At 69.7% G+C, this 20,566-nt stretch carries 22 protein-coding genes and 1 riboswitch; of the genes, 9 read left to right on the forward strand and 13 right to left on the reverse strand.

Going from position 1 to position 20,566, the window contains the following annotated elements; all coding sequences use genetic code 11:
• Positions 1-48: 48 nt before the first annotated feature.
• Positions 49-477: a DUF2752 domain-containing protein gene (locus tag W7U_RS19025; protein ID WP_008261420.1), complete on the reverse strand. Its 429-nt coding sequence runs from the start codon at positions 475-477 to the stop codon at positions 49-51.
• A gap of 12 nt (positions 478-489) precedes the next feature.
• The gene (locus W7U_RS19030; RefSeq protein WP_008261422.1) at positions 490-822 is read right to left on the reverse strand and encodes a CD225/dispanin family protein; all 333 of its coding nucleotides are present in this window, start codon (positions 820-822) and stop codon (positions 490-492) included.
• Positions 823-1,158: 336 nt separating this feature from the next.
• On the opposite strand from W7U_RS19030, the gene W7U_RS19035 reads away from it, so the two are divergent.
• Both W7U_RS19035 and W7U_RS19040 read left to right on the forward strand, forming a co-directional pair.
• A complete protein-coding gene (locus W7U_RS19035; RefSeq protein ID WP_008261424.1) occupies positions 1,159-1,689 on the forward strand; it encodes a hypothetical protein in 531 nt (176 codons plus the stop codon).
• 60 nt (positions 1,690-1,749) lie between these two features.
• Positions 1,750-2,271, forward strand: a complete 522-nt coding sequence (locus W7U_RS19040) for a hypothetical protein (protein ID WP_008261427.1) — start codon at positions 1,750-1,752, stop codon at positions 2,269-2,271.
• A gap of 3 nt (positions 2,272-2,274) precedes the next feature.
• Here W7U_RS19040 and W7U_RS19045 read toward each other — a convergent pair whose 3' ends face one another.
• Genes W7U_RS19045 through thiO form a run of 4 tightly spaced genes read right to left on the reverse strand, consistent with a single transcriptional unit; the run spans position 2,275 to position 5,077 of the window.
• A complete protein-coding gene (locus W7U_RS19045; protein ID WP_008261430.1) occupies positions 2,275-3,042 on the reverse strand; it encodes an SGNH/GDSL hydrolase family protein in 768 nt (255 codons plus the stop codon).
• Positions 3,043-3,046: 4 nt separating this feature from the next.
• Positions 3,047-3,856 carry a thiazole synthase gene (locus W7U_RS19050; protein ID WP_008261431.1) on the reverse strand — a complete coding sequence of 270 codons (810 nt, stop codon included), beginning with the start codon at positions 3,854-3,856 and terminating at the stop codon, positions 3,047-3,049.
• The gene (gene thiS, locus W7U_RS19055; RefSeq protein WP_008261432.1) at positions 3,849-4,058 is read right to left on the reverse strand and encodes a sulfur carrier protein ThiS; all 210 of its coding nucleotides are present in this window, start codon (positions 4,056-4,058) and stop codon (positions 3,849-3,851) included. Before thiS ends, W7U_RS19050 begins: the two co-directional genes overlap by 8 nt.
• Positions 4,055-5,077, reverse strand: a complete 1,023-nt coding sequence (thiO, locus tag W7U_RS19060) for a glycine oxidase ThiO (protein ID WP_008261433.1) — start codon at positions 5,075-5,077, stop codon at positions 4,055-4,057. The genes thiS and thiO overlap by 4 nt, the downstream gene beginning before the upstream one ends.
• 1 nt (position 5,078) lies before the next feature.
• Positions 5,079-5,197: riboswitch (TPP riboswitch) on the reverse strand.
• A gap of 69 nt (positions 5,198-5,266) precedes the next feature.
• Between thiO and thiE the strand changes: the two genes are divergently transcribed.
• On the forward strand, positions 5,267-5,917 hold the full coding sequence (thiE, locus tag W7U_RS19065; protein WP_170320631.1) for a thiamine phosphate synthase: 651 nt from the start codon (positions 5,267-5,269) through the stop codon (positions 5,915-5,917).
• Here thiE and W7U_RS19070 read toward each other — a convergent pair.
• The gene (locus W7U_RS19070; protein WP_008261437.1) at positions 5,889-6,521 is read right to left on the reverse strand and encodes an NUDIX hydrolase; all 633 of its coding nucleotides are present in this window, start codon (positions 6,519-6,521) and stop codon (positions 5,889-5,891) included. The two genes, thiE and W7U_RS19070, sit on opposite strands and share 29 nt — an antisense overlap.
• A gap of 153 nt (positions 6,522-6,674) precedes the next feature.
• Between W7U_RS19070 and glnX the strand changes: the two genes are divergently transcribed.
• The 4 genes from glnX to W7U_RS19090 all read left to right on the forward strand — a co-directional run bounded on the left by glnX (position 6,675) and on the right by W7U_RS19090 (position 12,478).
• Positions 6,675-7,994 (forward strand): protein kinase G-activating protein GlnX, encoded by a 1,320-nt coding sequence (glnX, locus tag W7U_RS19075; RefSeq protein WP_008261439.1) that lies wholly within the window; start codon positions 6,675-6,677, stop codon positions 7,992-7,994.
• A complete protein-coding gene (locus tag W7U_RS19080; protein ID WP_008261441.1) occupies positions 7,994-8,971 on the forward strand; it encodes a glutamate ABC transporter substrate-binding protein in 978 nt (325 codons plus the stop codon). The genes glnX and W7U_RS19080 overlap by 1 nt, the downstream gene beginning before the upstream one ends.
• Positions 8,971-11,259 (forward strand): serine/threonine-protein kinase PknG, encoded by a 2,289-nt coding sequence (locus W7U_RS19085; protein ID WP_008261442.1) that lies wholly within the window; start codon positions 8,971-8,973, stop codon positions 11,257-11,259. Before W7U_RS19080 ends, W7U_RS19085 begins: the two co-directional genes overlap by 1 nt.
• Positions 11,260-11,614: 355 nt before the next feature.
• Positions 11,615-12,478, forward strand: coding sequence for a hypothetical protein (locus W7U_RS19090; protein WP_036389707.1), 864 nt, complete (start codon positions 11,615-11,617; stop codon positions 12,476-12,478).
• Positions 12,479-12,553: 75 nt separating this feature from the next.
• Here the strand turns inward: W7U_RS19090 and W7U_RS19095 are convergent, their stop codons facing one another.
• Genes W7U_RS19095 through fgd form a run of 3 tightly spaced genes read right to left on the reverse strand, consistent with a single transcriptional unit; the run spans position 12,554 to position 16,888 of the window.
• Positions 12,554-13,717: an acetate kinase gene (locus tag W7U_RS19095; RefSeq protein WP_014383396.1), complete on the reverse strand. Its 1,164-nt coding sequence runs from the start codon at positions 13,715-13,717 to the stop codon at positions 12,554-12,556.
• Positions 13,707-15,866, reverse strand: coding sequence for a phosphate acetyltransferase (gene pta / locus W7U_RS19100; RefSeq protein WP_008261450.1), 2,160 nt, complete (start codon positions 15,864-15,866; stop codon positions 13,707-13,709). Before pta ends, W7U_RS19095 begins: the two co-directional genes overlap by 11 nt.
• An 11-nt stretch (positions 15,867-15,877) precedes the next feature.
• Positions 15,878-16,888: a glucose-6-phosphate dehydrogenase (coenzyme-F420) gene (fgd, locus tag W7U_RS19105; protein WP_008261452.1), complete on the reverse strand. Its 1,011-nt coding sequence runs from the start codon at positions 16,886-16,888 to the stop codon at positions 15,878-15,880.
• A gap of 133 nt (positions 16,889-17,021) precedes the next feature.
• Between fgd and W7U_RS19110 the strand changes: the two genes are divergently transcribed.
• Positions 17,022-17,768 (forward strand): MBL fold metallo-hydrolase, encoded by a 747-nt coding sequence (locus W7U_RS19110; protein WP_036429538.1) that lies wholly within the window; start codon positions 17,022-17,024, stop codon positions 17,766-17,768.
• A gap of 182 nt (positions 17,769-17,950) precedes the next feature.
• Here W7U_RS19110 and W7U_RS19115 read toward each other — a convergent pair whose 3' ends face one another.
• From W7U_RS19115 to W7U_RS19125, 3 genes are read right to left on the reverse strand one after another with little or no spacing between them, the layout of a single operon-like run.
• Positions 17,951-18,454 carry a GNAT family N-acetyltransferase gene (locus W7U_RS19115; RefSeq protein WP_008261457.1) on the reverse strand — a complete coding sequence of 168 codons (504 nt, stop codon included), beginning with the start codon at positions 18,452-18,454 and terminating at the stop codon, positions 17,951-17,953.
• Between the two features lie 7 nt (positions 18,455-18,461).
• On the reverse strand, positions 18,462-19,352 hold the full coding sequence (locus W7U_RS19120; RefSeq protein WP_008261459.1) for a class I SAM-dependent methyltransferase: 891 nt from the start codon (positions 19,350-19,352) through the stop codon (positions 18,462-18,464).
• Between the two features lie 7 nt (positions 19,353-19,359).
• A complete protein-coding gene (locus tag W7U_RS19125; RefSeq protein ID WP_008261460.1) occupies positions 19,360-19,731 on the reverse strand; it encodes a DUF3054 domain-containing protein in 372 nt (123 codons plus the stop codon).
• Positions 19,732-19,801: 70 nt separating this feature from the next.
• Between W7U_RS19125 and W7U_RS19130 the strand changes: the two genes are divergently transcribed.
• A complete protein-coding gene (locus W7U_RS19130; RefSeq protein WP_036429539.1) occupies positions 19,802-20,548 on the forward strand; it encodes an SDR family oxidoreductase in 747 nt (248 codons plus the stop codon).
• Positions 20,549-20,566: the final 18 nt, after the last annotated feature.

Consider the following 20,566-nt stretch of genomic DNA (forward strand, 5'->3'; position numbering starts at 1 on the left):
CCCAGGTTAGACCGCGGTCCGAGCGGGCGGGATCAGGACACGTCGGGATCAGACATACAGCGCAGTGAAGGGGGCGAAGGGAATGTTGCGCACCACGAACCACGCCAGCACCAATGACAGTGTCACCGCGGCGGCCCAGCGGCGGTGTTGCCAACTGCGGACCCGCCGGCCCACCAGGTGTCCGTAGGTCCAGGCCAGGTACGCCCACACCAGCAGCACGACCGCCGCCAGGCCCAGAGCGTTGAACCTGGCGGCCGCCAACACATTGCCGTGCATGAGGGAATACAGCATGCGCAGGCTGCCGCAACCGGGACAGTCGATCCCCAACAACGCCTTGGTGGGGCATACCGGCAGCGGGCCGTTCGGGGTGGTCGGGTCACCCGCCCAGATGGCGGCGCACATCAACGTCGTGGATGCGGCCACCACCAGTGGTGCACCCAGGCCCGCGTGCGCCGCCCCCCGGCGGGTCACCAGCATCGAGATCCGGGCTTAGAACATCGCGGCGAGCGCCGCGTTCGTGTTCGTGTTCAGCGCGCCGACCGACATCAAGATGACGTAGATGATGCCGACGACGACGCCGATGGCCGCCGACCAGATCGCCCATTTCTTGGCGCTCTCGGCCGATGCCTGCGCCTCGGCGTAGCGGCCCTGCGCCCACAACCCGTTGACCTGGCTGGATTTGACGATCGCCACGATCCCGAACGGAAGGCAGCAGAATAGGGTCACCAGAATCGACCACACCAGATAGTTGTTCGGCGCTTGGGCGGCCGGCTGCTGCGGCGGGTAACCGGGAGGCGGCGGCGGGGGCGGCGGTTGTGTCATGGATTCTCCACTCAGAGAAGTTAGCTGGCGTAAAGCGGTGCTAACCATACCCGCTCGGCGTCGCGTCGGCACTAGCAATGAAAAAATCTGATCCGCGCAACGACGGCCGCGGTGCGTCGGCGGCGTCGGCGCATCGGCCCGAAGTCCCGATTGTCGCCCGGCCTCAACGTCATTCGATATTCGACGCATCGAAATGCCCGTGCGGTCCGTTGCCCTGGGGCTTTGCGGGCGACGCCCCGAACTAATGCCCACACAGACAATTGCCGCCGGAACGTGTTGCATTACCACGACATAGCCCTACTATCCGTGTTAGCAACGGCCGTTAAGGAGCCATTCATGTCTGATTTCAGCAACGCGCTGAAGACGGCGATGGCAATGGCGCTCACGGCCGGTTTCGCGTTAGCGGGCGGCGTCACGGCGGCCGCCGACCCCGCCGGCACCGGCAACTCGTCGGACATCAACACGCTCGCGGCCACGCTCTCGAAGGGCTACGGCTTGAACAACTGCACCGCCCAGAACATCGACCGCGGCAGGCAACTGGCCGTACTCACGTGCGGACAAAGCCCCGATCCGAAAGGACCGGCACAGGCCAAGTACGTCCTGTTCACCAGCGCCGAGAACCTGGCCACCGCGTTTCGGGCCACCATCAAGGAGGACGTCCTGACGCCGTGCGGGGACGCCAACCAGTCGCCGTCCAGTTGGCACAAGGACGGTTCGGCCGCCAACGCCGGGCAGGCGGCGTGCGGCACGTACCAAAACGCCGCCGAGATCATCTGGACGACGGACGCGAAAAACACGCTGAGCTACCTGCGTGCGTCCAACACCGACGTCAACGCGCTCTACCAATGGTGGCGCGCCAACGGTTGACAATCTTCTTGGGGGGCAAGGGGTTTCTGCATTAACCACCCACAACCGCAGGGAGTCAAAATGTCACATCTGATCACCGCGCTGCGCGTCGTATCGGCCGCAGCTGTCACGGGCGGTTTGGTTCTCGCGGGCAGCGCCACCGCGGTCGCCGAACCCAACACCGGTAGCGCCACGGACATGAACACGCTGGCGGCTTCGCTGTCGAAGGGCTACGGCCTGAACAACTGCAAGCCGCAGGAGCTGACCGAAACCGGCGAACTGGCCGAACTGCTGTGCGGGCAGAGCCCCGACTCCGGCGGACCCGGCTCCGGCGTCTACGCGCTCTTCTCCAACAGCACGAACCTGGGCTCCGCCTTCAGTTCCACCATCAAGGATGTGTCGCTGGCCGCGTGCGGGGACGCCGGGCAGTCACCGGGAACGTGGAAGCAGAACGGCCAGACCGGCGGCCAGATCGCCTGCGGCACCTACAAGAACTACGCGACGTTGACCTGGACCACCGACGCCAAGAACGTGCTGGGTCACCTGACCGCGGCCAACGCCGACGTCAACGCGCTCTACCAGTGGTGGCGCACGAACGGCTGACGTTTACAGCTGAGCCGCAATCAAATCCGCTACCGCGCGCATCCCGGCGGGGTTCGGGTGCAACGGTGCGGGGCGACCCGGTAGCGGAACACCGTAGCGCGCCGGCAGCGTCGTCCACGGCTCCGCCGACCAGGCGTGGTGCTCGCGGCTGGCCGCGGCGGCGTGGACGATTCCGCAGCCGGTCGCCGCGGCAGCGTCGGCCGTCATCCTTTCCAGCGTGGCGGCCACGTGCCGGCCCAGGTCGGCGTCAGCGGGCGACAGCGGTGGGGCCGGCGTGCCCGCGGGCGGCAGCATCGTCAGGTAGTCGACGAAGAAAATCCGCGCCCCTGCGGATCGTTGACGCACCGCGCGGCCCACCGCGCACAGCGATTCGAACACCGCGTCGAGGGCCCGATCTCGCGCGTCGGGATCGAGCAGTTCGCGGATGCGGTCGCCCAACAGTGGCACGCGCCGCAGCGGGCGCGGCAGTGCGGCCGCCATCAACAGCGGTACGTAGCCGACGTCGTTGCCGCCGATGGTGATGGTGACCAGACCCTCCGAACCGTCCAGGGCGTCGACTTGCGCCCGCGCGCCGCGTTGACGCTCGGCGAGCACGTTCGCGGTGGTCGCACCGGAAAAGGTGACGTCGACAAGGTCGTAGCCGTATCGCCGGGCGATCAGGTGGGCATAGTTGCGGGCGGACCGGCCCGACCAGCGCGGGGCACCCGCGGCGCGCGGCCGGATACCGGGACCGGCGGCCATCGAACTGCCCAGCGCGACATAGCGTTTCATCGGCTCAGGCTCGATTGCCCGGCTCCTCGGTGGCCCGCTGCGCGGCCCGCATCGTCGCCGCGCCAGGGCTCGAGGCCTGCGCCCAGAACCGCTTCGGGATCCGCCCGGCGCGCCGGGCCAGATAGCCGGCGGTGACGGCGGCCGACATCGCGGCGGCCATCGCGGCGGGATCGGCGGCCCGGGTCACCGCGGAGGCCAACAGCACGGCGTCGCAACCCAATTCCATGGCCAGCGCGGCGTCGCTGGCGGTGCCGATGCCGGCGTCGAGCACCACCGGGACATGGGCCCCGGCGACGATCATCTCGATGTTGTGCGGATTGGTGATGCCCAGCCCGGTCCCGATCGGCGATCCCAGCGGCATGACGGCCGCGCATCCGGCGTCCTCCAGCCGGCGCGCAAGCACGGGATCATCGTTGGTGTAGGGCAGCACGACGAACCCGTCGTCGACCAATTGCTCTGCCGCGCGCACCAATTCGACCGCGTCGGGCAGCAGCGTGCGCTCGTCGGCGATCACCTCGAGCTTGATCCAGTTGGTGTTCAACGCCTCGCGCGCCAGCTGAGCGGTGAGCACCGCCTCGGCGGCGCCGCGGCATCCCGCGGTGTTGGGCAGCGGCGTGATTCCGAGCCGGCCCAGCAGATCGAGCAACCCGGTGCCGCCCTCGGCGTCGACCCGGCGGATCGCGACGGTGGTCAGTTCCGTGCCCGACGCGACGAGCGCCTCTTCCAGCACCGCCAGGTTGCTCGCTCCCCCGGTCCCCATGATGAGCCGCGAGGCGAAGCTGCGGTCCGCGATGGTCAGTTTCGAGTCAGCCACCTTGCACCGCCGTCACCACCTCGAGACGCACGGGAGCGCCGGGAAGCTCCGAAAGCTCCGTCGCCCATCGTGATCGCGGCAGCACCGCGTCGTCCATCGCCACGGCGACGCCGCGGTCCGGGAAGCCCAGGGAATCGAGCAGCGCCGACACCGTGGTGTGCGCGTCGACGTCGACCTCTTTCTCGTTGACCAGGATGATCATTGCGCGGCTCCCACCGGTGCGAGTTCGGAAACGATCTGTTCTGCCGTCCAGGGCGCCAGCAGGAACCCCGACCGGCCGTGACCGGCGGCGACCAGCGTGCGCGCGTCCAGGCGATGCACCAACGGCAGATTGTCGGGTGTCATCGGGCGCAGCCCGGCGCCGCACTCGGCCAGCTCGTATTCACCGAGCGCCGGCAGCACCGCGCAGGCGTCGTCGAGGAGGTCACGCACCCCCGAGACGACCGGGGCGGTGTCGCGCCCGTGCTCGTATTGGGTCGCGCCGACCACCACGCCGTCCGCGCGCGGCACCAGGTAGACCTGCCGGCCGTGCACCCGGGCGCGAATCACCCGCCGCGGCAACGGCATACAGCCTTTGCGCCACCGCAGTCGCAGCACCTCGCCCTTGACCGGGCGCACCGGCAGCCCGGGCCACAACGCCGGCGCGTCGATGCCGTTGGCGATCACCACCGCGTCGGCCTCGACCGCCGACAGGTCGTGCACCGGCGGCGCCCACCGCACCAAAAGACGTTCGCACTCCGCCTCGAGCGCGTCGAGCACCGCCCGGTTGTCCACGGCCAGCTCGGTGGGCGCCCGAAAGCCGTGCCGGATGCCCTGCGCGAGTAGGGGTTCCACGTCGCGGGCGGCCGACTCCCAGACCACGGGGTGTCCCTGTGCGGACAGCCAGTCCGCCACGGTGCGTAGGTCGGCGGCGTCGGCGCGGTCGACGGCCACCACCAGCGACTCGCAGGCGGTGACCACCCCCGCCGGCAGGCCGTCGAGGAAACCGCCGTCGCGCCACAGCCGCAGGGATTCCAGGCCCAGCCGCAGCAATCGCTCTTCGCCCGGCCAGCCCTCGCTGTGCGGGGCGAGCATGCCGCCGGCGACCCAGGATGCGCCCCGCTCCCCGCTGCGGTGCACCCGCACCGACCAGCCGGCCTGCGCGGCGCGGCGCGCCACCGCCAGCCCGATGACGCCGCCGCCGATGACGGCCAGCGACCCCAGCGGTGGGCCCGAGGGCATCCCGGTCATTGTCGAGCCTCCCTTCGCCGGCATGATCCGGATCAGGTGTGACGGTAAGGGCAGGTCCTCGCGGCTGTGCCCACTCTCAGCCCCGCTCCCGGGACTCCCGTGTCTGGTAATTCTCTGCGCTCCACGCTAGCGCGCTAGCGTCTCGGTGTGCAGCGTCCCTGGGATAGACGACCCTCCGTCCTGGCCACCGCGCGGCTGTACCTGTGCACCGACGCGCGCCGCGAGCGCGGCGACCTGGCCGAGTTCGCCGACGCCGCCCTGGCCGGCGGCGTGGACATCATCCAGCTGCGCGACAAGGGGTCGGCCGGCGAGCAGCGGTTCGGGCCGCTGGAGGCGCGCGAGGAGCTGGCCGCCTGCGAGATCCTGGCCGACGCCGCCCGCCGGCACGGCGCCCTGTTCGCGGTCAACGACCGCGCCGACATCGCCCGCGCGGCGGGCGCCGACGTGCTGCACCTCGGGCAGGGGGACCTGCCGCTGGACGTCGCGCGCGACATCGTCGGTCCGGACGTGCTGCTCGGGCTCTCCAGCCACAGCGCCGACCAGGCCGGCGCCGCGGCCGTCAGCGAAGCGGACTACTTCTGCGTCGGCCCCTGCTGGCCGACGCCCACCAAGCCGGACCGCGCGGCGCCGGGCCTGGGGCTCGTCCGCGCCGCCGCCGGGCTGGGGACCGACAAACCGTGGTTCGCGATCGGCGGCATCGACGCCCAGCGGCTGCCCGAGGTGCTCGATTCCGGCGCCCGCCGTGTGGTGGTGGTGCGCGCGATCACCGCGGCGTCCGACCCGCGGGCGGCCGCCCGGCGGCTCAGTTCGGCGCTGGCAGCAGCGAGCTGATCCGTCGGCTCAGCTGCGACGGGACCTCGTCGGCGTCACCCGGCATGCACCACACGAAGACGCCGGCCTCGACCTCGATCGTGCGGGGCAGATACTGCCGGCGTTCGTCGCCGTCGCCCAGCGGCACCAGCGCCGTCGCGGTGCGCAGCCGTTGCCAGCTGGCCGCGAAACCCGGATGCAGCGGCAGGTCGGCCACCTCGTCCTCGGCCACCCACCGCATTTCCGCGCTTTCCCGGTTCGGGACGGTGTGCAGCAACTCGTCGGCGTCGGCGACGACGGTCGTGTAGCTCCACCGCGTGCCGCCGATCCCGGCGACCTCGGCGGTGACCAGCGTCGCGCGCACGGCGAGCCGGTCGACGAGCAGCCCGGCCTCCTCGTTCGCCTCGCGGACCGCCGTCTGCTCGGGCGTCTCGTGGCTGTCCCGGGCCCCACCCGGCAGCCCCCAGGTCCCGCCCTGATGGCTCCACACCGCCCGATGCTGCAGCAGCACCGCGGGCGTGCCGTCGTCCCGCGGGGCGCGCAGCAAAAGACCGGCGGCGCCGTACCGACCCCAGTAATGGGCGCCGCGCTCCGAGATCACCCAACCGTCGCCGTCGCCCTGCACGGATCAAGGATAGGCAGACTTGGTTCTTGGCGGTCTTCGGCGCGTCGGCAATTGCGTCGGCCTCCACCCATCCACCCGAACATGCTCTTAGACTTCGCTTATAGAGGTCCGTGCAGCGAAATCCAGTGGCCAAGAGATGAGGGCTGATCAGACGTGACGGTTGAGCTGGCGCACCCGTCGACCGAGCCGCAGGGATCGCGGTCACCGGCCGAACCAGCCCATCCCCGCTGGTGGTTCATCTCCACGACGCCGGGCCGCATCCTGACCATCGGCATCGTGCTGGCGGCCCTCGGCGGGATCAGCGCCTTCGCCACCTCGACCACCATCAACCACCGGCAACAGGTGCTCACCACGGTGCTCAACCACACCGAGCCGCTGTCGTTCGCGGCCGGGCGGCTCTACACCACGCTGTCGGTGGCCGACGCCGCCGCGGCCACGGCGTTCATCGCCGAAGCCGAACCGCCGCCCGTGCGGCAGCGCTACGAGCAGGCCATCACCGACGCGGCCGTGGCCGTGACCAGGGCCTCCAGCGGGCTCACCGACGAACCGCAGGTGCAGCTACTGGGCCGGATCAACGCCCAGCTGGCCGTCTATACCGGCCTGATCGAGATCGCCCGGACCAACAACCGGGCGGGCAACCCGGTCGGTTCGTCGTACCTGTCGGAGGCATCGGGGCTGATGCAGTCGACGATCCTGCCCGACGCGGCGCGGCTGTACCGGGCCACCTCGGAGCGGGTGGACGTGGAAACCACGGCGTCGACCCAGATTCCGGCGCCGGTCATCATGGTCGTCGGCACCACCGTCGTCTTCGGCGCCTTCTCGCATCGCTGGCTGGCCCGGCGCACCCGGCGCCGCATCAACCCGGGCCTGGTCGTGGGCGCTCTCGCTATCCTCGTCATGGTGGTGTGGGTCGGGACTGCGCTAACCATCTCTACGACGGCAAGTCGTAGCGCGAAGGACACCGCCGCGGAGTCCCTCAAGACCGTCACCAACGTCGCGATCACCGCCCAGCAGGCGCGCGCCGACGAGACGCTGTCGCTGATCCGCCGCGGGGACGAGGAGAAGCGCAAGCAGTCGTTCTATCAGCGGATCGACTCGATGCACCGCCAGCTCGACCAGTACATGTCCCGCAGCGACGCCGTGGACAAACCGGACCTCGAGGGCGCCGACCAGCTGCTGCTGCGCTGGCGTCAGGCCAATGACCGGATCAGCTCGTACATCTCGGTGGGGAACTACCGCGCCGCCACCCAGGTCGCGCTGGGCAGCAGCGAGGAGGATTCCACCCCGGCGTTCGACAAGCTGGAAGACGAGCTGGTCAAGGCCATGGACCAGGGCCGCATCCACCTGCGCAACGACGTCATCAACGCGCGCAGCGGGCTCTCCGGCGCCCAGGTGGGCGGCGTGGTGCTCAGCCTCGGGGCGGCCATCGCGGTGGCGCTGGGCCTGTGGCCGCGGCTGAAAGAGTATCGATAATGATCCGCCTGCCCCTGCTGCGCCGGGCGTGCACCGTGGCCGCCACGGTTTGCGTGCTGGCGGGTTGCGGGCACACGGAATCGCTGCACGTCGCCAGCGTCCCGACGTTGCCGCCGCCCACCCCGGTCGGCATGGAACAGCTGCCGCCGCAGCCGCCGCTACCGCCCGACGGCCCCAATCAGGACTGCGACCTGACGGCCAGCCTGCGGCCCTTCCCCACCAAGGCCGAGGCCGACGCCGCGGTCGCCGACATCCGCGCGCGCGGCAGGCTGATCGTCGGGCTCGACATCGGCAGCAACCTGTTCAGCTTCCGCGACCCGATCACCGGCGAGATCACCGGGTTCGACGTCGACCTCGCCGGCGAGATCGCCCGCGACATCTTCGGCGCGCCGTCCCACGTCGAGTACCGGATCCTGTCGTCGGACGAGCGGGTCACCGCGCTGCAACGCGGCGAGGTCGACATCGTGGTCAAGACCATGACCATCACCTGCGACCGGCGCAAGCTGGTGAACTTCTCCACCGTCTACCTCGACGCCAACCAGCGCATCCTCGCCCCGCGCGACTCGTCGATCGTCAAGGTGAGCGACCTGTCGGGCAAACGCGTGTGCGTGGCCAAGGGCACCACCTCGCTGCACCGCATCCGGCAGATCGACCCGCCGCCGGTCATCGTGTCGGTGGTCAACTGGGCCGACTGCCTGGTCGCGATGCAGCAGCGCGAGATCGACGCCGTGAGCACCGACGACTCGATCCTGGCCGGGCTGGTCGAAGAGGACCCCTACCTGCACATCGTCGGCCCCAACATGGCCACCCAGCCCTACGGCATCGGCATCAACCTGAACAACACTGCACTGGTGCGGTTCGTCAACGGGACCCTGGAAAGGATCCGCCGCGACGGCACGTGGAACACGTTGTACCGCAAGTGGTTGACCGTGCTGGGCCCCGCGCCGGCCCCGCCCACACCGAGGTATCTGGACTGATGGCCGAGCCGGACAAGCACTCCGAGAAGCCGGAATCGGGCCCGGAAACGGTGGAGGACGCGAACCCCGGCACCCAGCCGGCGGAGGTCCAGACCGGCGCCTCGACGGGGCGGCTGCAGGCCACGCAGGCGCTGTTTCGGCCCGACTTCGACGATGACGACGACGACTTTCCGCACATCGCGCTGGGCGCCCTGGACACCGACACCGGCGACCGCATGACGGTGGCGACGCGGGCGCTGCCCGCGGTCCGACAGCTCGGCGGTGGACTCGTCGAGATCCCGCGGGGACGCGACATCGACCCCCGCGAAGCGCTGATGACCAACCCGGTGGTCCCCGAGTCCAAGCGCTTCTGCTGGAACTGCGGGAAGCCGGTGGGCCGGTCCAGCAAGAAGAGCAAGGGCACGTCGGAGGGCTGGTGCCCGGCCTGCGGCAGCCCGTATTCGTTTCTGCCGCAACTCAATCCCGGCGACATCGTTGCCGGCCAGTACGAGGTCAAGGGGTGCATCGCGCACGGCGGGCTGGGCTGGGTGTATCTGGCCGTCGACAAAAACGTCAACGACCGGCCGGTCGTGCTCAAAGGCCTGGTCCACTCCGGCGACGCGGAGGCGCAGGCGATCGCGATGGCCGAACGGCAGTTCCTGGCCGAGGTGGTCCACCCGCAGATCGTGCAGATCTTCAACTTCGTCGAACACAAGGACCAGCACGGCAATCCGGTTGGCTACATCGTCATGGAGTACGTCGGCGGGCAGTCGCTCAAGCACGGGAAGGGCGAGAAACTTCCGGTCGCCGAGGCCATCGCCTACCTGCTGGAAATCCTGCCCGCGCTGAGCTATCTGCACTCCATCGGCCTGGTCTACAACGACCTGAAGCCGGAGAACATCATGCTCACCGAGGAGCAGCTCAAGCTCATCGACCTGGGCGCGGTGTCGCGGATCAATTCGTTCGGATACCTTTACGGCACACCGGGTTTCCAGGCGCCGGAGATTGTGCGCACCGGCCCGACGGTCGCCACCGACATCTATACGGTGGGCCGCACGCTGGCGGCGCTCACGCTCAACCTGCGCACCCGCAACGGCCGTTACGTCGACGGCCTGCCCGAGCACGACCCGGTGCTGAGCACCTACGACTCGTTCCACCGGTTGCTGCGCCGCGCCACCGATCCCGACCCGCGTCGCCGGTTCGCCAGCACCGAGGAGATGTCGGCGCAGTTGATCGGCGTGCTGCGTGAGGTGGTCGCCCACGACACCGGGGTGCCGCGGCCCGGCCTGTCGACGATCTTCTCCCCCAGCCGCTCCACGTTCGGGGTGGATCTGCTGGTCGCGCACACCGACGTGTACCTGGACGGGCAGGTCCATTCGGAGAAGCTGACCGCCCGCGAAATCGTCACCGCACTGCAAGTGCCGCTGGTCAATCCGGCCGACGTCGCCGCGTCGGTGCTGCAGGCGACGGTGTTGTCGCAGCCGGTGCAGACGCTGGACTCGTTGCGCGCGGCCCGGCACGGGACGCTGGACGCCGACGGCGCCGAGCTGTCCGAGTCGGTCGAGCTACCGCTGATGGAGGTGCGCGCGCTGCTGGATCTCGGCGACGTCGCCAAGGCCACCCGCAAGCTCGAGGACCTGGCCGAGCGGGTGGGTTGGCAGTGGCGGCTGGTCTGGTACAAGGCGGTGGCCGACCTGCTCACCGGTGATTACGATTCGGCCACAACACATTTCACCGAGGTGCTGGACACGTTCCCGGGTGAGCTCGCACCGAAGCTGGCGCTGGCCGCCACCGCCGAGCTGGCCGGCGACGTCGACGAGCACAAGCATTACGAGACGGTGTGGAAGACCAACGACGGCGTGATCTCGGCGGCCTTCGGGTTGGCCAGATCGCTGTCCGCGGAAGGTGATCGGGCCGCCGCGGTGCGCACGCTGGACGAGGTGCCGGCCACCTCCCGGCACTTCACCACCGCGCGCCTGACGAGCGCGGTGACGCTGCTGTCCGGCCGGTCCAAGAGCGAGATCACCGAGGAGGACATCCGGGACGCGGCGCGACGGGTGGAGGCGCTGCCGCCCACCGAACCACGCGTGTTGCAGATCCGGGCGCTGGTGCTGGGCTGTGCGATGGACTGGTTGGAGGACAACAAGGCCAGCACGAATCACATCCTGGGCTTTCCGTTCACCGAGCACGGGCTGCGGCTGGGCGTCGAGGCGGCGCTGCGCAATCTGGCCCGCGTCGCCCCCACGCAGCGGCATCGCTACGAGCTGGTGGACATGGCCAACCGGGTGCGGCCCACGAGCACGTTCTGAGGTATTTGCGGGTTTGCCGGTTTGCGCCGCCTGGCGGTTTTCCCGTGTCGGCCCTTCGCGCGTCGGCCTTTCGCGCGTCGGTCTTTCCCGCGTCGGCCTTTCCCGCGTCGGCCCTTCGCCGTCGAGTGTGAATCCTGGGCGTTCAGTGTGAACCCTGGGCGGCGACACGCCGACAAACCCCGACGTGGGTTCACACTGAAAGCCGTGAGTTCACACTCAAAGTCGGTGATTCACAGTCGATTTAGCCGGGGCCTCGCGGACCCGGCGTCAGCCCGTCCGGCGGCTTGCCGTCGCGTGGCCCGCCCTGTGCACAGACGCACTCGCCGACCGTGGTTGACGTGCAATCGTTCGCGGCATGAGACGAGTGCCGTTCATCGGCAGCGAGGAGTTGGCGTCGGGAAGTCTCAGCCGCCACCAGCTGCGGATGTCCTACCGAGCGGTGTTTCCGAACGTCTACGTGCCGACGCATGCCGAGGTGCCGCTCGAATTGCGCATTCGGGCGGCCTGGCTGTGGTCGGGGCGGAGGGCGGTCATCGGCGGAGCCGCCGCGGCCGCGCTGCATGGCGCCCAGTGGATCCCCGACAACGTCCCGGTCGAGCTGATACACACCAACACTCATCCTCCCCGCGGCGTGCTGACACGCCGGGAAACGCTGTGCGCCGGCGAGACCCAGATCCGCGACGGGCTCGCCGTCACCACTCCGGAGCGGACCGCTTTCGACATCGGACGGCGCGGCGCGGTGCGCTCGGCCGTGGTGAGGCTGGACGCGCTCGCCCGGGCAACGGGTTTCAAGGTCGACGACGTGCTGGATGTTGCGGCGGCGCATCCTCGCGCACCCGGCGTGCGGCGATTGGAGGTCGCGCTCGACCTGGTCGACCCCGGCGCTCAGTCCCCCAGGGAGAGCTATCTGCGACTGCTCCTCATCGACGCCGGCCTGGCCCGGCCGCAGACGCAGATCCCGGTGCTGGGCGCCGACGGCCTACCGTTCGCCTACCTGGATCTGGGCTGGGAGGAATCGCTGGTGGCTGTCGAGTACGACGGCGATCACCACCGCACCGACCGGCGCCAATTCGTCAAAGACCTCCGGCGCATGGAGATGCTCGAGGAGATGGGCTGGACCATAGTCCGGGTGGTCGCCGAGGATCGCCCGGCCAGCATCCTGCGCCGGGTGCGCGAGGCGCTCGCGAAATCGAGTGTGAACCTGGGGCTTTCGGTGTGAACCTACGGCGTCGATTATCGGCGTGTCGCCGCCGACGGTTCACGATCAAAGCCCAGGATGCACACTCGACGCCCGCTAGGAGCCCGCCAGCACGTTTACGCAGTCGCGGGCGATGGCGAGCTCTTCGTTGGTCGGGATCACCAGGACGGCGATCGGCGAATCGTCGGCGGAGATCTGCCGCGCACCCTTGCCGCCACCGAGGTTGCGGCGCTCGTCGAGCACGATGCCCAGCTCCTCCATGCCCGCGACCGCGTCGCGGCGCACCGCCGCGTCGTTCTCGCCGATCCCCGCGGTAAAGCTGATGACGTCGGTGTGCCCCAGCACCGCCAGGTAGGCGCCGACGTACTTGCGCAGCCGATGCGTGAACACGCTATAGGCCAATTGCGCTGACTCGTCACCGGATTCGATCATCCTTCGCAGCCGGCGGAAGTCGCGCTCACCGGACAGGCCCAGCACCCCGGATCGCTTGTTGAGCATGGTCTCGACGTCGTCGACGCCCATCCCGGCGGTGTGGGACAGGTAGCTGACGACGCTGGGATCGATGTCCCCGCTGCGGGTGCCCATCACCAGCCCCTCCAGCGGTGTGAGGCCCATCGAGGTGTCGATCGGCCGGGTGCCGGCGATCGCCGAGGCCGAGCAGCCGTTACCCAGGTGCAGCACAATCTGTTTCAGGTCGCCGGGCGGCCTGTCCAGGAAGGCGGCGGCCTGCTCGCTGACGTAGCGGTGCGAGGTGCCGTGAAACCCGTACCGGCGGATCTGATGCCGCTGCGCCAGGTCGCGGTCGATGGCGTAGGTCGCGGCGGCGGGCGGCAGGTCGTGGAAGAACCCGGTGTCGAAGACCGCGATGTGCGGAATGTCGGGCAGCAGCCGCCGGGCGACCTCGATTCCCTTGAGCGAGGGAGGGTTGTGCAGCGGCGCCAGGTCCGACAGTTCGCCGAGCCGGGCGATCACCGCGTCGTCCAGCGGGGTGGGCTCGTAGAAGGCGTTGCCGCCGTGCACCACTCGATGGCCGACCGCGACGACGCCGCATGTCTTGAGGTCGATGCCGTCGTCGGCCAGCGTGTCGAACGCGCGGCGCAGCGCGGCGTCATGGTCGGGGACGGGAGACCCCTCTTCGCCGATGCGTTCCACGAGGCCGGTCGAGAGCGCCGTGCCCGAATCGGGATCGACCAGCTGAAACTTCACCGACGACGAGCCGGAGTTGATCACCAGCACCAGGCGCGCGCTGCTACTTCCCATCGGGGCCGCCCTGCGCCTGAATCGCGGTGATGGCAACGGTGTTCACGATGTCCTCGACCAGCGCGCCCCGCGACAGGTCGTTCACCGGCTTGCGCAGACCCTGCAGCACGGGTCCGATGGCGAGGGCTCCGGCGCTGCGCTGGACCGCCTTGTAGGTGTTGTTGCCGGTGTTGAGGTCGGGGAAGATCAGCACCGTGGCGCGCCCGGCCACCGGCGAGTCGCGCAGCTTGGTGGCCGCGACCGACGGTTCGATCGCCGCGTCGTACTGGATGGGGCCCTCCACCGGCAGGTCGGGGTTGCGCTCTCGCACCAATTGCGTTGCCGTTCTGACCTTGTCGACGTCGGCACCGGCGCCGGAGTCGCCGGTCGAGTAGGACAGCATCGCGACCCGCGGTTCGATGCCGAATTGTGCGGCGGTGCGCGCCGAGGAGATTGCGATGTCGGCCAGCTGCTCCGGTGTCGGATTGGGGATGATCGCGCAATCGCCGTAGGCCAGGACACGATCGGGCAGGCACATCAGGAAGATGCTGGACACGGTGGACACGTCCGGGACGGTCTTGATGATCTCGAACGCGGGCCGCACGGTGTGCGCGGTGGTGTGGGCAGCGCCGGACACCATGCCGTCGACCATCCCGTTGTGCACCATCATGGTGCCGAAGTACGTTGTGTCGCGCATGATCTCGCGAGCCTGCTCGACGGTGACCCCCTTCGCCTTGCGCAACTGCGCATACTGGTCGGCGAACTCGTCGCGCAACCGGCTGGCGCGCGGATCGATCACCGTCACATCAGCCAGGTCCACCCCGAGTTCGCCCGCGCGCTGGCGGATTTGGGCCTCGTCGCCCAGGATGGTCAGGTCGGCGACGCGGCGTTGCAGCACCCGCCCGGCCGAGCGCAGGATGCGGTCGTCGTCGCCCTCGGGCAGCACGATGTGCCTGCGATCCGAACGCGCCTGCAGCGTCAGCTGATGGATGAACATCTGCGGCGTGGTCACGGTGGGGATCGGAATGGCAAGCTGCGCCAGCAGATCGGTGATGTCGACGTGGCCGTCCATCAGCTCGACCGCGGTGTCGATCTTGCGTTGCGACGCCGCCGTGACGCTGCCCCGGGCGGAGGCCGCCGCGCTGGCGGTGTCGTAGGTGCCCAGCGCGGTGGCGACGATCGGCAGCCGCAGCCGCAGCCCGGCGACCAGGGCCGCGATGGACGGGTGCAGCTCGAAGCCGCCGTTGAGGACGATGCACGACAGGGACGGAAACCCTTCCGCGGCATGGGCGCTCGCGACGGCGAGCACCACGTCCGAGCGGTCGCCGGGGGTGATGACCGCCATTCCGTCGCGCAGCCGTTCCAGGACGTGGTCGGCGGTCATCCCGGCCACCATCACACCGGTGACCTCGCGTTCGCGCAGCGACTCTTCGCCGCTGACCGGCGTCCCGCGCACCGCGCTCTGAAGCTCGGCCACCGTCGGCGCCGACAACAGCGGTTCGTCGGGCAGGACGTAGCTGCGCAGGGACGATGGCCGCAGCGCCTCGTCCAACTTCTTCCGGATGGCGTCCAGCTCGGCCGGTTCGCAGCGGTTGGCCACCACCGCCGCGGTGTGGGCGTGCTGAGCGTCCAGCTCGGCCAGGCACACCTTGACGACGTCGGCCACCTCACCGGCGGTGCGGCCCTTGCCGCTGACCGTCAGCAGCAGCGGCGCGCCGAGGTTGACCGCGATGCGCGCGTTGGTGGAAAGCTCCGCGGGTCGAATCGCCTGTCCGAGTTCGGAATAATCGCTGCCGACGATCACCACGACGTCGCACTTCTCGGCGACGGCGTGGTAGGCGTCGACGATGGCGGCGATCGCCGCGTCGCCGTCCGCGTGCAGCTGCTGGTAGGTGACGCCGACGCATTGCTCGTACGACAGGCCCGCCGTGGTGCGCGACAGCAGCAGTTCCAGGATGTAGTCGCGATTTTCCAGGTCCTGCGGCGACCCGCTGCGCCCGGCTTCGCCGCGTTGGCGATCGCCGCCATCTGAACGCGTAATGGGCCGGAACACACCGACTTTCGCGACCGTCGCGGTCAGCCGGTGCAGCAGGCCCAGCGCGATCGTCGACTTTCCGGTCTCCGGCTCGGGCGCGGCGATGTAGATTGCCGTTGCGGCGCCCGAGACCACTCGTCCGCCCCTCAGGCCAGCCGCCGCAGCCGCGGCGCCAGGTCCTTCTCGAAGAGGTCCAGGAACCGGCGCTGGTCGTGACCGGGCGCGTGGAACACCAGGTGGTTGAGGCCCCACTTCACGTACTGGCCGACCTTTTCGACCGCCTCGTCGGGATCGGATGCCACGATCCAGCGCTTGGCGACCTGCTCGATCGGCAGCGCGTCGGCGGCCTTCTCCATCTCGATCGGGTCGTCGATGCTGTGCTTCTGTTCGGCGGTCAGCGACAGGGGCGCCCAGAACCGGGTGTTCTCCAGCGCCAGTTTGGGATCGGGGTCATAGGAGATCTTGATCTCGATCATCTTGTCGATGTCGTCGACGTTGCGGTCGTTGATCGCGGCGCCCTCCTTGACGGCGGGGATCAGCTTGTCCTTGTAGAGCTCCTCGCCCTTGCCGGAGGTGCAGATGAAGCCGTCGCCGGCGCGCCCCGCGTACTTGGCGACCGCGGGGCCCCCGGCCGCGACGTAGATCGGGACCCCGCCCTCGGGCACGTCGTAGATCGAGGCGCCCTTGAGCCGGTAGTACTCGCCGTCGAAGTCGACGCGGTCGCCGCGCCACAGCTCGCGCATCAACCGCACCGACTCGCGCAGCCTGGCGAACCGCTCCTTGAACTCTGGCCAGTCGCCCTCGTATCCCGTGGCGATCTCGTTCAGCGCCTCGCCGGTACCGACCCCGAGGAAGATGCGGTCCGGGTACAGGCAGGCCATGGTGGCGAAGGCCTGCGCGATGACGGCGGGGTTGTAGCGGAAGGTCGGGGTGAGCACGGAGGTGCCCAGCGTGATCCGCTTCGTGCGTTCGCCGACCGCGGTCATCCAGGCCAGCGAGAACGGCGCGTGCCCGCCCTCGTGCCGCCACGGCTGGAAATGGTCACTGACCGTTGCGCTGTCCATGCCGTGACCTTCGGCGGCGACGGCAAGCTCGACGAGCTCGCGCGGTGCAAATTGTTCGGCGGACGCTTTGTATCCGAGTTTCAGTTCAGCCACGAGTTCTTTCTACTCCTGTGCCGATGGTCGCGACCCGCCGCGCCCGGCTACGCCGCGCTTGCGATCGCTCCGTGCCGATGGTCGCGACCCGCCGCGCCCGGCTACGCCGCGCGTCAGACCTACACTCGCGGGCATGGGACCGGCGCCAACTCTTGTTCAAGCCACCGACACGGTGCACCTCGCCCGGGGCGACGCCGTCAACTGGACGATCGTCGCCGACGACACCGGCGTGATGCTGATCGACGCCGGCTATCCCGGGGACCGCCCCGACGTGCTGGCATCGCTGCGCGAGCTGGGCTTCGACGCCGGCGACGTGCGTGCCATCCTGCTTACCCACGCCCACATCGACCACCTGGGCTCGGCGATCTGGTTCGCCAACGAGCACGGCACCGACGTGTATTGCCACGCCGACGAGGTGGGGCACGCCAAGCGCGAATACCTGGAGCAGGCCTCGGTTTTCGATGTCGCCCTTCGCATTTGGCGGCCGCGGTGGGCGGCGTGGGGGTTGCACGTGGTGCGCAGCGGCGGCCTGATCCGCGACGGCATCCCGTCGACGCGGCCGCTGACCGCCGACGTGGCCGCCGGCCTGCCCGGGCATCCGATGGCCGTTTTCACCCCGGGGCACACCAGCGGGCACTGCTCGTATGTGGTCGACGGGGTCCTGGTCAGCGGCGACGCCCTGATCACCGGCCACCCCCTGCTCAAGCACGACGGGCCACAGCTGCTGCCGGAGGTGTTCAGCCACAGCCAGCAGAATTCGCTGCGCAGCCTGGACGCGTTGGCCCTGCTCGACACCGAGGTGTTGCTGCCGGGGCACGGCGACGTGTGGCGCGGCCCGATCCGCGAGGCGACGGCTCGGGCCATCTCGGTGGCCCAGTGAGCGCATAACCGCCGGAGCGGTCGCGGTGTGGGCGAAGTCGGCCGTGCAACCACGGAGTCGAGCGTGAAACCCCGGCGTTCTGCGTGACTCTACGGCGCAAGATCCCGGCGTGTCGCCGCCCACGATTCACACTCAACGCCCAGGATTCACACGTCGCCGCCCCAAACCCGTTGCGGCGCCGGCTATGCCAGCCACTTCTCGAAGGCGATCGGGATGAACGGCCCCCAGGACGGCAGCGGGTCCGGCGCCACCCGGGTATAGCCCGTCGCGTCGTAGAGCGCCTCGGCCTCGGGCTGCCGGTTGCCGGTGATCAAGTAGAGCCGCCGGTACCCGCGCGCCAGGGTCTCGGCCTCCAGCGCGGCCAGCAACGCCCGAGCATAGCCGCGGCGCCGATGGGCGGCGTCGGTCCAGATCCGCTTGAGTTCGGCGGTGTGGGCGTCGTAGCGGCGAAACGCGCCGCCGGTCACCGGCACGCCGCCCACCACGCCGATCAACAACCCGCCATCCGGCGGCGCCAGCTCGGCCTCCGGCACGGGCAGCCAGGACAGATGCGTGCTCGGCGTGCCGCCGTAGCGCTCCGCGTACTCGACGGCCAACTCGGCCAACAGCGGTTGGGCCAGCGGATCGTCGTGGGTCGCCGAGACGAACCGCAACCGGCCGTCTGGCGGAATGGATTCCGGCATCATCGAAAACTCAAACGCGTGTCGCGGTGACGTATTCCGGGATGAACTCCGCGTCGCCGCGCCCGGTGCGCCGCCGCTTGCCCAGCCCCATGGTGCGCAGCAAGTCGGCGATGTCACGCCCACGCGTTTCCCAGCCGTGGGCCGCCAAATACTCAGGGACATAGTGGTATTCGCCCGGATAGGTCAGGCTGGCCAGATCGACGTCGAGGCCGCGCCGCCGCCAGCCGTCGACGAAGGCGCGTTCGGCGCCCAGCTGCAAGGGATTCCAGGTGGGCATGTGATCGGCGGCCAACCGGCTGCCGAGGGCGCTGGCCGCGGTGACCCCGCGCAGCAACCGGCTCTGCTCCTGGGGCGGCAGATACCCGACGAGCAACTGCTCGGCGACCCACACCGTGGGCTGGGCGGCGTCAAAACCCACCCGCCGCAACGCCGCCGGCCAATCGTCGCGCAGGTCGATGCCGACCGCGCATCGGTTGGTGGCCAGGGTGGCGTCCAGCCCCCGAAGCACGTCGGACTTGAAGTCGAGCACCTGCGGCCGATCGATCTCGTAGACCGTCGTCCCCCGCGGCCACCACAGCCGGTAGGCGCGGCTGTCCAGGCCCGACGCCAGGATCACCACCTGGCGAATGCCCGCCCGGCCCGCGTCGGCCAGGAATTCGTCCACGAAGCGGGTGTGCGCCGCCAGCGCGTCCATCAGCGCCGTCATCGCCGCGTCGTCGCCGACCGGCGATCCCTCCGCCGCGAACGCGTGGTCCTTGATCGCCCGGGTGAGGTAGTCGATCCCGACCGCGCACAACAACGGTTCGGCGAACGGGTCGTTCAGCAGGCCCTTGTGGGTGGCCACAGCCCGCGCGGCGGCCCCGAACGTCGCGGTCACCTCCACATCGGCCGTCGGTGCCATCGCGCGCTCAGACGTCGGAGCGGCGCCGCAGGGTAAGCCCCACGGCCACTCGCCAGCCCAGCAACAACAACGCCGTGACCGCCGTCGCCACCACGACGAAACTGGCGGCCACGCCCGCAGACGTCGCCTTGCGCAGCACCATGCCGACGACCACGGTGGACAACCAGACGACGACCCCGGTGGGCGCCACGGCGGTGGGCCGCCGCCAGCCGCGTGCGGCCAGCCAACCGACGGCGGTGCCGGTGAGAAACGGCCACGCCGTCGTGGCGATGCCGGTGAGGTTGAGCCCTTCGTCATGGCTGCGGCGCCCCAGGGCGCAGAACACCAGCACGCCGACGACGTCCACGGCCAGCCAGCCCAGCCACCGGAGCCTAAGCATGCAGCGAGACTACCGGGGCAGGGCCTCAATCCTTGACCCGGCGGCCGCGGTGAACCTAGATTCGTCAGCGATGAATACCCATTCACCTGATGGCCTCGCGGTGGTGACCGGCGCCGGTTCCGGCATCGGCAGGGCGATCGCGCTCGGACTCGCCGCCCGCGGCGACCGCGTGGTGGCCGCGGACCTCGACGAGGCGGCGGCCTCGGCCACCGCCGGGGAACACCCCGACAAGATCACCGCGCTGCCGGTGGACGTGGCCGACCCGGATCAAGTCAACGCGCTGCGGGATCGCATCAACGCCGACCTCGGGGTGCCCAACGTCGTCGTCAACGCCGCCGGATGGGACCGCACTGACCAATTCCTCAATGCCACGGCGGAATTCGCGCAGAAGGTGGTCGCGATCAACTACCTGGGGCCCGTGCATGTCTGCTCGGCGTTCCTGCCGGGGATGATCGAGACGCACGGCGGCGGGCGCGTGGTCAACCTGGCCAGTGACGCCGGCCGGGTGGGTAGCGCGGGCGAGAGCATCTACGCCGGCGCCAAGGGCGGGGTGATCGCCCTGACCAAGTCGCTGGCCCGCGAGATGGCGCGGCACCAGATCACGGTGAACTGCGTGTGCCCCGGACCGACCGACACGCCGCTGTTTCACGCGCAGCCCGAGAAGCTGAAGGAGGCACTGGTCAAGGCGATCCCGTTCCGCCGCCTTGCCCGGCCCGACGAGGTCGCCGCGCCGGTGTTGTTCTTCGCGTCGGAGGCCGCCTCGTTCATCACCGGACAGGTGATCAGCGTCAGCGGCGGCCTGACGATGGCCGGTTAGTGGCCGGCTAGTGGCAGG

This window comes from Mycobacterium sp. H4Y (assembly GCF_000364405.1).
GTDB lineage: Bacteria > Actinomycetota > Actinomycetes > Mycobacteriales > Mycobacteriaceae > Mycobacterium > Mycobacterium intracellulare.

Bases quoted from the DNA above. Each gene is read 5' to 3' on its own strand.
- W7U_RS19110 (WP_036429538.1), top strand. From the start codon at position 17,022: ATGGGACCGGCGCCAACTCTTGTTCAAGCCACCGACACGGTGCACCTC.
- W7U_RS19045 (WP_008261430.1), bottom strand. From the start codon at position 3,042: ATGAAACGCTATGTCGCGCTGGGCAGTTCGATGGCCGCCGGTCCCGGT.
- W7U_RS19125 (WP_008261460.1), bottom strand. From the start codon at position 19,731: ATGCTTAGGCTCCGGTGGCTGGGCTGGCTGGCCGTGGACGTCGTCGGC.
- W7U_RS19095 (WP_014383396.1), bottom strand. From the start codon at position 13,717: ATGGGAAGTAGCAGCGCGCGCCTGGTGCTGGTGATCAACTCCGGCTCG.
- W7U_RS19030 (WP_008261422.1), bottom strand. From the start codon at position 822: ATGACACAACCGCCGCCCCCGCCGCCGCCTCCCGGTTACCCGCCGCAG.
- W7U_RS19120 (WP_008261459.1), bottom strand. From the start codon at position 19,352: ATGGCACCGACGGCCGATGTGGAGGTGACCGCGACGTTCGGGGCCGCC.
- W7U_RS19040 (WP_008261427.1), top strand. From the start codon at position 1,750: ATGTCACATCTGATCACCGCGCTGCGCGTCGTATCGGCCGCAGCTGTC.
- W7U_RS19080 (WP_008261441.1), top strand. From the start codon at position 7,994: ATGATCCGCCTGCCCCTGCTGCGCCGGGCGTGCACCGTGGCCGCCACG.
- W7U_RS19090 (WP_036389707.1), top strand. From the start codon at position 11,615: ATGAGACGAGTGCCGTTCATCGGCAGCGAGGAGTTGGCGTCGGGAAGT.
- W7U_RS19130 (WP_036429539.1), top strand. From the start codon at position 19,802: ATGAATACCCATTCACCTGATGGCCTCGCGGTGGTGACCGGCGCCGGT.
- W7U_RS19025 (WP_008261420.1), bottom strand. From the start codon at position 477: ATGCTGGTGACCCGCCGGGGGGCGGCGCACGCGGGCCTGGGTGCACCA.
- W7U_RS19085 (WP_008261442.1), top strand. From the start codon at position 8,971: ATGGCCGAGCCGGACAAGCACTCCGAGAAGCCGGAATCGGGCCCGGAA.
- thiO (WP_008261433.1), bottom strand. From the start codon at position 5,077: ATGCCCTCGGGCCCACCGCTGGGGTCGCTGGCCGTCATCGGCGGCGGC.
- W7U_RS19035 (WP_008261424.1), top strand. From the start codon at position 1,159: ATGTCTGATTTCAGCAACGCGCTGAAGACGGCGATGGCAATGGCGCTC.
- W7U_RS19115 (WP_008261457.1), bottom strand. From the start codon at position 18,454: ATGATGCCGGAATCCATTCCGCCAGACGGCCGGTTGCGGTTCGTCTCG.
- thiS (WP_008261432.1), bottom strand. From the start codon at position 4,058: ATGATCATCCTGGTCAACGAGAAAGAGGTCGACGTCGACGCGCACACC.